Here is an 11,267-nt window from a genome sequence, read left to right on the forward strand (position 1 = left end):
GGGTCCGGCGTCGCCACCGTCGAGTACTCCATCGACAACGGTGCCTTCACCGCCTATTCGGCTCCGTTCACGGTCTCGGGCGCGGGCGCGCACACGGTGCGCTACCGGGCGACCGACGTGGCGGGCAACGTCTCGCAGATCGGGTCGAGCAGCTTCACGATCGTCACGCCGGACACCACGGCCCCCACGGTCGCGGCCACCCTCGCCGGCACGCGTGAGGGCGACAACTACACCGGCACCGTGACCGTCACGGTCACTGCGACGGACAACACCGGCGGCTCGGGCGTCGCCTCGATCGAGTACTCGGTCGACAACGGTGCCTTCACGACGTACACGTCGCCGATCGTGGTGACCGGGCTCGGAGCGCACACCGTGCGCTACCGGGCCACGGACGTGGCCGGCAACGTCTCGCAGATCGGCTCGAGCACGTTCACGATCGTGACGCCGGCGCCGGTCGACACCACACCGCCGACCGTCTCGGCCACCCTGGCCGGCACGCGTGAGGGCGACAACTACACCGGCACGGTCACGGTCACGGTCACCGCGACCGACGGCGGCTCCGGCGTCGCGAGCGTCGAGGTCTCGGTCGACAACGGCGCGTTCACCGCGTACACCTCGCCCGTCGCCGTGACGGGGCTCGGCGCGCACACCGTGCGCTACCGCGCCACCGACAACGCGGGCAACGTCTCGCCGATCGGGTCGAGCACGTTCACGATCGTGACCCCGGCTCCGGTCGACACCACACCGCCGACCGTCTCGGCCTCGCTCGCCGGCCCGCGCCTGGGCGACGACTACACCGGCCCGGTCACCGTGACGGTCACCGCGACCGACGGCGGCTCCGGGGTCGCGTCGGTGGAATACTCCGTCGACAACGGCGCCTTCACCGCCTACACGGCACCGGTCACGGTCTCGGCCGTGGGGGCCCACACCGTGCGCTACCGCGCCACCGACAACGCGGGCAACGTCTCGCCGATCGGGTCCAGCACGTTCACGATCGTCGCGGCAGACACCACGGCACCCACGGTGTCGGCCACCCTGGCCGGCACACGTGAGGGCGACAACTACACCGGCGCCGTCACGGTGACCCTCACCGCCACCGACGCCGGCTCCGGCGTCGCCTCCGTCGAGTACTCGATCGACAACGGCGCCTTCACGACGTACTCCTCGCCGTTCGTCGTGACCGGCCTCGGCGCGCACACCGTGCGCTACCGCGCCACGGACGTCGCGGGCAACGTCTCGGCCATCGGTTCGAACACCTTCACCATCGTCACGCCGGCGCCGACCGACACGACTCCGCCGACGGTGTCGGCCGCGCTGGCGGGCCCGCAGTCCGGGGGCAACTACACCGGCCCGGTCACCGTGACGCTGACCGCGACGGACAACGCCGGCGGCTCGGGCGTCGCGTCGGTGGAGTACTCCATCGACAACGGCAGCTTCGTGGCCTACCTGGCTCCGTTCACCGTCACTGCCGCCGGCCAGCACACGGTGCGCTACCGCGCCACCGACGTGGCCGGCAACGTCTCGACCGTCGGCTCGAGCAGCTTCACGATCGTCACGCCGGACACCACGGCGCCGACCGTCAATGCTGCGCTCTCCGGCCCGCAGTCCGGCGGCAACTACACCGGCACCGTGACCGTGACGCTCACGGCGACCGACAATGCGGGCGGCTCCGGCGTCGCGTCGGTGGAGTACTCCGTCGACAACGGCGCTTTCACCGCCTACACGGCGCCGATCACGGTCTCGGCCGTGGGCGCGCACACCGTGCGCTACCGCGCCACCGACGTGGCCGGCAACGTCTCTCAGATCGGGTCCAGCACGTTCACGATCGTCGCTCCGACGCCGACCGACACCACGGCGCCGACGACGAACGCCACCCAGAACCCGGCCGCACCCAACGGCCAGGGCGGCTACTACACCTCGTCCGTCACGGTGACGCTCGCCGCAACCGACAACTCCGGTGGCAGCGGCGTGGACCGCATCGAGTACAAGCTCGACGGCGCGGCCAACTGGACGGCCTACACCGGCACGATCACGGTCAGCGCCGACGGCCAGCGCACACTGGTCTACCGGGCCGTGGACAAGGCCGGCAACGTGGAGGCCGACAAGTCGATCAGCTTCCGCATCGACGCGACCGACCCGGTCGTCACGGTCACCGGTCTCGTCGACGGCGGCAGCTACGACCAGTCGCGGACCGCGACCGTCTCCTTCACCGCCACCGACGCTGGCTCCGGCGTGGGCTCGACGACGGCGACGCTGGACGGGGCGGCCTTCACCTCGGGCACGACGGTGAGCTTCGCGAACCTGTCGATCGGCTCGCACACCCTGGTGGTCACGTCGCGTGACGCGGCCGGCAACGACAGCTCGACGACGGTCCGCTTCACGGTCACCGCGGTGTCCACTGGCACCACGTTCGCCACGCTGCAGGCGGACATGGACGCGTACGTCGCTGACGGCGAGCTCAGCGAGCGGGTCGCCGCCAGCCTCGAGGACCGCCTGTCCCGGGCGGCTGCGGCCGCCGAGCGGGGCAGCGAGAAGTCGGTGATCCGGTTCCTGCAGGAGTTCGTCGCCCGGGCGAACAACCAGATCAAGGGCGACGCCCAGGACTACGCGGTCCGTGACGACCTCGTGGCCTCGGCGCGCGAGCTGATCGCGAAGTACGAGACGCTGGACGAGGCCGAGGGCTACTAGCCCGCGCGAGCTCGCACCGCGTCTGACCGGAAGGCGCCGTCCCTGCCAGGGGCGGCGCCTTCCGGCGTTCTGGTGTCCGATGTCGGGACGTCAGGTGCCGGGACGTCCGGCGGACTGGCGCACACGGTTGGGCTTCCACGTGCTGGCGTCAGGGGCGTGTCGCGCACCGGCTGCTGCCGGGAGGAGCTCGCCGTCCTCCCGATGGCTCGGCACAGTCGCACCCACTGGCCCGCAGGGAGAGCCGAGGACGGGACATGGCTCCCCGACACCGGCATGTCGTGTGCCAAGCCCCGTGATCAACTCCAGGCTTCCACGTTCAGCGCTCGACGCCGAGCACCCACGCCCCGAAGCCGTTCGTCTCGGCGCGGCCGGCGCCGGCCGCCCCCGCACACCAGTCGGCCCCGCACACCGGCCGGCCCGCACACGAGCCGGCCCCGGAGCGTCTGCTCCGGGGCCGGCTCGTCGGTGCAGGAGAGGGTCAGCTCTCGGCGGCGTCACGCTCCCGCAGCCAGGCGATGGCCGTCTGCGCCTTGGCCACGAGCTGAGCGCGCAGCGCGAGGTCGGCGGCGTCTCCCTTCACCTGGTTCTCGGCGCGGGCCACGAACTGATGCAGGTAGCCGATCGCGCTGACCTCGTGACCCAGGTCGGACTGGCGCTCGGCGAGCATGAGCCGGTCGGTCAGCGCGGCGTACACCCGGTCGCTGATCGTGCCGTCCCCGTTGGCCGCCGCGAGCAGGGCCGCGAGCTCGGTGAACGGCGTCGTGACCGCTGTCGTCTCGAGCGCCGCGCACTGGCCGGACTTCGACCCCGACAGGCTGTTCGGCGCGCCGAAGTCGTTCACCTTGGCGGTGTTGCCCGTGCACGCCAGGCCGCCGTTGAACGTGTTGCCGACGAGGGCGACGCCGTAGTCCCCGGACGCGTTGTCCGTGAACGTCTGCCGCCCGTTGAAGGTGACGTTCGCGACGGTGACGTTGGAGGTGGTGCCCGAGACGCTCGACGGCCCGTAGACCGTCGTGCCGAACAACTGCACCGTCTGTGCGCCGGTCGCGGTGAGGCCGCCGTTGATGGTGCCGTCGTGCACGACCACCGACGCGCCCGGGCGCACCGTGAGCCCGTCGTTCACCGTCACGTCGTCGAGGCAGGTGACCCCGGTGGAGACGACGAGCCGAGTCTGGGTCCCGGTGAGGGTGCGGTCGCAGGCGGGGGAGGAACCGGGCAGCACGGTGGCGGAGTACTCCTCGGCGTCGCCGATGTTGCCGGCCGCGTCGATGGCCCGGTGCTCGATCGTGTGGGTGCCGTAGCCCGGCACGAACCCGAATTCCGGCGTCTGCTCGAACGCGGCCTTCGACAGGCCGCCGCTGCCCAGGTTGCCGTAGGTCAGCGCCTTCACGACCGAGCCGTACGCCGAGAACTTGAACGGCGTCCCGGGCGGCGCGTCCGGGAAGCCGAAGTAGTTGAACCAGCCGTCGTGGTTCAGCCGGAACTCGCCCACGACGAACCCGGGCTCGTCGTCGGAGGGGGCCAGGCCCATGTCGAACTCCTCGAAGTAGACCGGGTGCTCGGTCGCTCCGGGAAGGGTCGTGAGCGGCTCGGAGAGCTCGCGCGGTGCCACCGGGAGGCCGTTGTCCACCGTCCAGGTGAGCGTTTGGCCCGTCGCCGCCGGGTCCGCCGGGTCGGTGACCGTGGCGGTCAGCGTGTGCGTTCCGGGAGTCATGCTCTGCGTGCTGAGGTCGAAGTTCCTGCTGTTGTGCGGGTTCGGCACGACAGCATCGTCAAGCCGCCAGGTGACGTCGAGGACGTGGCCGGTCGGGTGCGTGGTCTCGACGTAGACCACTTCGTCCTTGGCGAGCTGCCGATCCGTGTAGCTGGAGTTCGTGAACTCCGGTGCAGGTGTCGATGCCGGGAGCGGTGTGCCCACCGTCCACTGCCGCGTCTGCGTGAGGCGCGGGCCGTCCTTGTAGAACGGGTCACGCACGAACTCTGTCTCGTCCTTCACGGTCACCTGGACCACATCGCCGGCCTTCACGCCGAGCGACCCGAGGTCGAGGTTCCGCGTGTTGTGCGTGTCGGGGACGACCGCGCCGTTGACCCGCCAGGTCACGGTCAGCTCGTGGAAGCGCGGGTGCTGGGTCTCGACCCACACCACGTCCTCCGGCCCGACCTGCCCCTGCGGTGTGCTCGACAGCGCCATGGCGTTCGCCGTCCGGCGGCCGGTGATCCGCCACGTCATGTTCTCGCGGCCGATCTGGTCGAGGTAGAAGCCGATCCAGCGCATCTGCGAGTGCTCGCTGGGGCGGCGTACGCCGCACGGATAGGTGTTGCCGCCCTCGTAGGCGCCGATCGTGCCGCCGGACTCGCTCTCCTCGCCGATCCAGCGCCACCACTTGACCTGGTCCTGGACCATCTTCTGCGGATCGGTGTAGAGCGTGTGGTGGAACGACGCCGGCTCGCCGCCGCTGTAGCAGGGGCGCACGACGTCACGCGAGGAGTAGGGGTATTCGTCGGCCAGGGTGCCGAGCGAGTGGCCGAGCTCGTGTAGCGAGATCAGCGGCCCCTGCGGCGCCCCGCCGGACGTCGTGGCGTGCGTGCCGCCGATCCCGCCGTAGGTGTAGGAGTTGAAGACGGCGAGCGTCTGCACGTTCTGCGACCCGGCAGGAATGCCGAGCACCGGCGCGACGTAGGTGTCGAGGTAGTAGGTGCGCGCTTGGTTGCCGTTCATGGTTCCCGCCGGGCTGCCGAGCGGCGCCGGCCCGTACGTCGTGCCGCGCGAGAGCGGGTTCGTGCAGCCATCGGAATACCACAGCCGGAGCGCGGTGTCCTTCGCGTTGTTGTTGGGATTGTCCCGGTCGTCGGGGTCGCAGCGGACGCCCGAGTCCTTCGAGGGGATCTCCACCCGATAGACGTTGAAGTAGTTGCGGTAGCTGCGGAACGGCTCGGTCGCCCATTGCACGTTCTGGTTGCGGTCCACGTCCGCGCGGAACTTATCCATCTCGTCGGCCTGGTAGCCGTCACCGAGGATGATGAGGTTCATCCGTTCGCTGGCGGGCCCGGTGATCTGGATCGGGACGACCTTGACCTCGTCGGCGGCCAGCGCCGCCCCCGGGACGTTCACCACTGCCGTGGCCAGCCCGGCGATCATCGTCGTCGCGCCGAGCGTCGCGATGCTCCGCGTTCTGCGTTTCATGAGCTCACCTCGAGGGTCTCCTTCGTCCGTGGCGGACCGGGAGCACGCGGATCGCCGGGCCGCCGCCGATCACGGGGGCGGGATATCCCCCCAGAGGCTAGGCCCGGCAGATGCACCGGTCACTGTGCATTCGCCGGAACGGGAACGGCCGATTGCTGGACGGGTGCGCTAAGCACTGCGACATACGCAGGAGACGCGACGGACATGAGCAGAGGAGGCAGAGGCGGTCGTCCACCTTGCGTTCAAGCACGGCTTCTCCGACGACGCCGGTGCAGGGCCGACCGAGCGTGCCGTCATGGAGACGTTCGGCGACGCGCTCGAGGGGACGGGGAAGCGCTCCTCTTCGCGTCGGGCGTCGCGCTCATCGCGCGCGGGGGCATGGCCACTGGAGAGGACCGGGCCCCGGCGACGGGCCCGACGCACCGCGGTGGCAGCGAGGGAGGCATCGCCACGCGCGACATCGCCGAAGCCATCGGGGCGTGGGCTGGGCACCCACTGCCTCGGTCAGTCCCGACGCCGCTGCCGGCCACTTCGGCCGGATCGCCGCGTTCTTCGGCCTCGACGCGCCGGCCTCGAGTGCGCTGACGCGGCGGCGCCTGGACTGGGAGCCCAGCGCCCCGGGCTTGCTCGAGGACCTCGCTGCGGGCCACGACGTCACCCCCGGCTGAACCCGGCGCCGTGCTGGGTCGCGCGGAGCGGCGCGCGCCCTGAAGGCTACGGACTAGCGTGACCCGGGTGGAGCAACGGCTGAGCCTCGTCACCCTCGGCGTACGCGACCTGGCCCGGGCGAAGCGGTTCTACGCAGCGCTCGGCTGGCGCGGGCAGGAGGTCCAGGAGACCGTCTTCTTCCAAGCCGGCGGCATCGCGGTCGTGCTGTGGAGCCGCGCCGCCCTCGCGGCCGACGCTGGGCTGGCCCCGAGCGACCCGGCCGACGAGGCGGGCAGCAGCTCGAACAGCCGTTCCGGCGACGCCGGCTACGCGTTCGGCGGCATCGTGCTCGCACACAACGTGCGCTCGCGGGCCGAGGTCGACGAGATCCTCGCCCGCGCCGGCTCCGCCGGGGGGACGGTCGTCAAGCCCGCCGAGGAGACGTTCTACGGCGGCTACGCCGGGGTCTTCCTCGACACCGAGGGCCACCCGTGGGAGGTGGCCCACAACCCGGGCTTCACCCTCACCGAGGAGGGCGCGCTCGTGCTGCCCGACTTCGACGCCGGCTGAGCCGCCGCTGACCGTCCTCCGCTCCGCCACACCTCCCTGCGCACGTCCTCGCGCACGTCCCTGCCCATGTCTCTGCGTTCGTCCGTGCCACGTCATTGCGCCCGAGCGTCGCCACGCGGCCGCGCGCTTCCGAGCCCGACGCGCTCGCCTGCCCTCACACCCCCGTCTGTGCAGGCAGGCGGCCGGAGCGCACCGCCGCAACCAGCGCCGCGTGGTCGGCCTCGGTCCGGTCGGCGTACGCCATGGCGAAGGCGGCGAGAGCGACGTCGAGCTCGTCGGACTTGCCCAGGTACGCAGCGAGCGCCCGCGGGTCGAGGGTGCGCGCGTGGGCCCGTGCCAGCAGGGCGCCGCACAGCCGGGCGTAGTCGTCGAGCTGGTGCCCGCGCAGGGTCACCGGGTCGATGCTGCCCTTCATGTCGCGGAACGTCCGGACCAGGAAGGGCCGCCCGTCCACCGTCGCCCAGCCGAGCAGCGGGTCCGAGGCTGTCTGCATAGCCTTCTGCCCGAGGACGACACGGCGTCCGGCGTGCTCGGCCCCCGGCTCGCACGCCGGGTCGCCGGCGTAGACGCTGGGCCGTGACTCCTTCACCTGGAGTACGAGCGCGTCGTCTTCGCCGTTGCCGTGCAGCAGTGCGACGTAGGCGCGCGTCCCGACGCTGCCGACGCCGACGACCCGGAACGCGACGTCCGCGACCGTGAAGCGGCCCAGCAGCGTCCGCCGGTCCTCGGGCAGCGTCGCGAGGTAGCCGCGCAGCCCCTCCTCGATCGCCCGCTCCTCCCGGCCCACGACCTGGGTGAGCACCGGCGGCTGCTCCAGGAAGCGCCACCCGTCGTTCTCCACCCGCTGCGTGAACCGCGTGGCCACCTTGCTCGACCCGTTGCCGACCGCCTTGGCCCGCACCCGCTCGAGGGTCGCGCCGAGATCGTCGACGTCGGTCGCGGCCAGCAGGTGGCCCAGGTCGAAGGCCCATGCCTCGACGAACGGCAGCTTCGCCAGCGTCCGGGCCGTCTGCCGGTACGCCCGCGCGCCGTCGTAGGCGGCGGACCGGCACGCGTCCTCGCCAGCCCCTGCCTCGCGCCCGGCGACGACCACCGAGGCGACGAGCCGCTTGAGGTCGTACTCCCACGGGCCGACGACGGTCTCGTCGAAGTCGTTGACGTCGAGGACGAGGCGGCGCTCGGGCGAGGCGTAGAAGCCGACGTTCGACAGATGGGCGTCGCCGCACACCTGCGCGACGAGCCCGCTTCGCGGGCTGCCCGCGAGGTCGTGCGCCATCACGCCGGCAGCCCCGCGCAGGAACGCGAAGGGGCTGGCCGACATGCGTCCGATGCGCAACGGCACGAGGTGCTCGAGGCGCCCCGCATTGCCCGCGGACACGATCGCGACGGGGTCGCGGTCGGATGCGGCGAGCACGGCGTGCTCCGAGCGCGGAACGGCTCGGCGTGACGCCTTGCCGCGGGCACGGGCAGCGGCGGGGTCGGCCCAGGCGGTAGGAGACGGCGCGAGCGCGAGGCGTACGGCGTCGGCGGAGGCGTCCCCGGGCTCCCGCTGCGCGGGGACGGGGGAGAGGGCGGCAGATGTCATGGTCACGTCAAAGCTCTCCAAGCGGTTGCGGCGGCCGGAAGGAGGCGCGAGCCGGGCCGGCTGATACGGCCCGGCCCGATCCCGCCCTCACGCGCGGCTACTCGGCCGTGATCGCCCGCAGCACGTTGAGCCGGGCGGCCCGGCGCGCGGGCCAGATCGCCGCGAGCACACCGACGATCCCGGCCAGGACGAAGAACACGAGCAGGTTGGCGTACGGGATCGACAGCTCGCTGATGCCGTCGCTCGCCAGCACCTGCTGCAGCAGGATCCCGAACACGAGGCCGAGGGCCAGTCCGAGCAGCGCGCCGAAGAACGCGATGACGACGCTCTCGTAGACAACCATCCGGCGCAGCTGGCGCCGGCTCATGCCGATCGCGCGCAGCAGCCCGATCTCGCGCGTCCGCTCGATGACCGACAGCGCAAGCGTGTTGACGATGCCGAGCACCGCGATGATGATCGCCAGCGCGAGCAGGCCGTAGATCATGTAGAGCAGCTGGTTGACCTGGTCCTTGTTGCTCTGCTTGAACTCCTCCTGGTCCTGCAGCCGGAGGTTCGGGTAGGCCGCGATGGCGGACTCGAGCCCGGCCTTGGCCGCCGCCGGGTCGGCACCGTCGCGCAGGTTGACCGAGAGGAACTGGTCGCGGTTGCCTCCGCCGAGCCGGTCCCACACGGCGAGCGAGACGTTGTAGGGGCCGAGGCCGGGGTTCTCCTCGACGACCGCCCCGACGCGCAGCTCTTCGGACCGGCCCGTCGGGAACTCGACCCGCAGCGGCTGCCCGACCGTGAGGCCCTGGGCGTCCGCCTCGCGGTCGGTCACCATCACCTCGTCCCGGGCGAGCGCCGCGCTGTCGCCGGACACGAGCCGCAGCTTCAGCGCCCGGTCGAGCCCCGCCGCGTCCACCCCCGCCACGCGCTCGGTCGCCCCGTCGACCCGCGCGTTGCCGAACCGCTCCCGGACCACCTGCGCGACGCCCGGCGCCTGGCCCAGCTGGGTGGCGAGGTCGCCGCTGAAGGCGGTCCCGGCGGGGTCCTGGACGATGAAGTCGGCACCGAGCGCGTCGTCGACGAGCTTGTCCACCGACGCGTTGGCCGACGCGGCGAAGACGCCGAACCCGGTGACGAGGGCGAGGCCGATCATCAGCGCGGACGCGGTCGCGGCGGTGCGCCGCGGGTTGCGGCGCGCGTTCTCGCTGCTGAGCCGCCCGACGTTGCTGCGCCGGAACGGGCGGCCGAGCACGGCGACGACGGGGATCCCGATGACCGGGGCGAGGGCGATCACCCCGACCAGCGTGAGCAGCACGCCGAGCCCGAGCAGCAAGCCGCTGGCCCCGCCGCTGGTCGTCACCGCGCCCACCATCGCCGCGACGCCGAGCGCGGTGAGCACGCCGCCGACCACGGCGCGCACCCGCAGCGCGCCGGTGCCGAGCGCGACGTCGTCGCGCAGCGCGGCCACCGGCGGCACCTTCGACGCCCTGCGCGCGGGGCCGTACGACGCGGCCAGCGTGACGAGCATCCCGACGACGAAGCAGACGACGACGGTACGCGGGGCGAAGACGAGGCCGGCCGCCCCGAGGTCCAGGCCGATCGACTCGAACAGCGCCTTGAGGCCGTACGCGATCGCCGTGCCGACCGCGAGCCCGAGCAGGGACCCGACGAAGCCGACGACCGCGGCTTCGAGCAGGACCGAGCGCGTGACCTGCCGGCGGCTCGCGCCGATGGCGCGCAGCAGTGCGAGCTCGCGGGTGCGCTGCGCGACGATCATCGAGAAGGTGTTGACGATGATGAACGAGCCGACGAACAGCGCGACGCCGGCGAACGCGAGCAGGGCCGTGTTGATGAAGCCGAGGCCCTGCTTGATGTCCGAGGCCGCCTCGTCGCTCTGCTCCTGCCGGGTGTTGACCTCATAAGCCCCCGCGCCCAGCGCGGCGTCCACCCGCTGCTTGAGCTCCTCGTCGGAGACCCCCTCGTCCGCGTAGGCGGAGATGGAGGTGAAGGAGTCCGGCTGCGGCAGCAGAGACTGGGCCGTCGCCGGGTCGAACGCGGTCAGGGTCGCGCCGCCGAGGTTGCCGGAGCTGCCGAACTTGAAGACGCCGACCACCGTCGCCTGCCGGCGAGGGCCCTGCGGCATGAGCAGCGTCACCGGGTCACCGACGGCGAGCTCGCCCTTCTCGGCCGCGACACTGTCGATGGCGACCTCGCCGGCACGCTGCGGGCCGCGCCCTGCCGTGAGCGTGAGGACCGAGTGCGTGCTGCCCGACCAGTCGAGCCCGAGGCCCGGAGCGCCCTGGGTGCCGACGACGTCGCCGTCCTCGCCGAGGATGTTGACCCCGTCGACGGACACGTCACCGTTGGCCTCGGCCACGCCGGGGACCGCGCGTACCCGCTCGAGGGTCGCGGCCGGGAGCGTCAGGGTCGGCGCCTGGCCCCCAGTGAGCGTGTCGGTGTCGAACGCCGCCCGGGGGTTGACGGTGACGTCCGCGCTCGCCTGGTCGAACAGGTCGTCGAAGGACTTGCTGATGGTGTCGGTGAAGATGAACGACCCCGCCACCATCGCGGTGCCGAGGATGACGGCGACGGCGGACAGGGCGAGGC

General features: G+C 72.1%; 6 protein-coding genes. 3 read left to right on the top strand and 3 right to left on the bottom strand.

Annotated features, from left to right (window positions below):
* A partial coding sequence (locus tag G9H71_RS18875) for a beta strand repeat-containing protein (protein WP_166284340.1) occupies positions 1–2,688 on the top strand: 2,688 nt, incomplete at its 5' end.
* Positions 2,689–3,166: 478 nt separating this feature from the next.
* Here G9H71_RS18875 and G9H71_RS18880 read toward each other — a convergent pair.
* Entirely contained in the window at positions 3,167–5,872 is a 2,706-nt protein-coding gene (locus G9H71_RS18880; protein WP_166284341.1) for a M64 family metallopeptidase, read from the bottom strand.
* Between the two features lie 479 nt (positions 5,873–6,351).
* Here G9H71_RS18880 and G9H71_RS18885 point away from each other — a divergent pair, with 479 nt between their 5' ends.
* Together G9H71_RS18885 and G9H71_RS18890 are read left to right on the top strand one after the other, a co-directional pair.
* Positions 6,352–6,540, top strand: a complete 189-nt coding sequence (locus G9H71_RS18885; RefSeq protein ID WP_166284342.1) for a hypothetical protein — start codon at positions 6,352–6,354, stop codon at positions 6,538–6,540.
* Between the two features lie 67 nt (positions 6,541–6,607).
* The gene (locus G9H71_RS18890) at positions 6,608–7,090 is read left to right on the top strand and encodes a VOC family protein (protein WP_166284343.1); all 483 of its coding nucleotides are present in this window, start codon (positions 6,608–6,610) and stop codon (positions 7,088–7,090) included.
* A gap of 154 nt (positions 7,091–7,244) precedes the next feature.
* On the opposite strand, the gene G9H71_RS18895 is transcribed toward G9H71_RS18890, so the two are convergent.
* On the bottom strand, positions 7,245–8,675 hold the full coding sequence (locus tag G9H71_RS18895) for a DUF2252 domain-containing protein (protein ID WP_166284345.1): 1,431 nt from the start codon (positions 8,673–8,675) through the stop codon (positions 7,245–7,247).
* A gap of 97 nt (positions 8,676–8,772) precedes the next feature.
* Positions 8,773–11,267: ABC transporter permease (locus tag G9H71_RS18900; RefSeq protein ID WP_166284344.1), on the bottom strand; the 2,495-nt coding region annotated here is incomplete at its 5' end.

Source organism: Motilibacter deserti (assembly GCF_011250635.1).
Taxonomy (GTDB): Bacteria; Actinomycetota; Actinomycetes; order Motilibacterales; family Motilibacteraceae; genus Motilibacter_A; species Motilibacter_A deserti.